Here is a 241-nt window from a genome sequence, read left to right as displayed (position 1 = left end):
GGAGCATGTGCCGGGCGTACCGGCGCTGGTTGCCTGCCGTCCGGGTCGACACGATCAGGCGGCGGCGCTCGTAGAAGTGCAGGGCGGAGACGGGCACGCCGGTGCGGCGGCTCACCTCCCCGACCGACAGCGTGTCCTCCGGCTCCACGGGACCCCCTCGGTGCGACGCGGCGTTCGGCCTCAGTCGCCGTGCACCTGGGGCGGCAGCGTGGCGGTCACCGGGTGGTCGAAGGTCTGCGCC

Annotated in this window: 1 protein-coding gene; it reads right to left on the bottom strand. The window is 74.7% G+C overall.

Features of this window, described 5'->3' with window-relative positions; genetic code table 11:
• On the bottom strand, positions 1–184 hold a 184-nt coding region (locus tag KVT14_RS21095), incomplete at its 3' end, for a MerR family DNA-binding transcriptional regulator (RefSeq protein WP_306795888.1).
• Positions 185–241 lie beyond the last annotated feature (57 nt).

The sequence above is a fragment of the Cellulomonas sp. GbtcB1 genome, assembly GCF_019091725.1.
GTDB lineage: Bacteria > Actinomycetota > Actinomycetes > Actinomycetales > Cellulomonadaceae > Cellulomonas.
The sequence above is the reverse complement of the archived record's forward strand: the minus strand, read 5'-3'. Positions and strand labels throughout refer to the sequence as shown.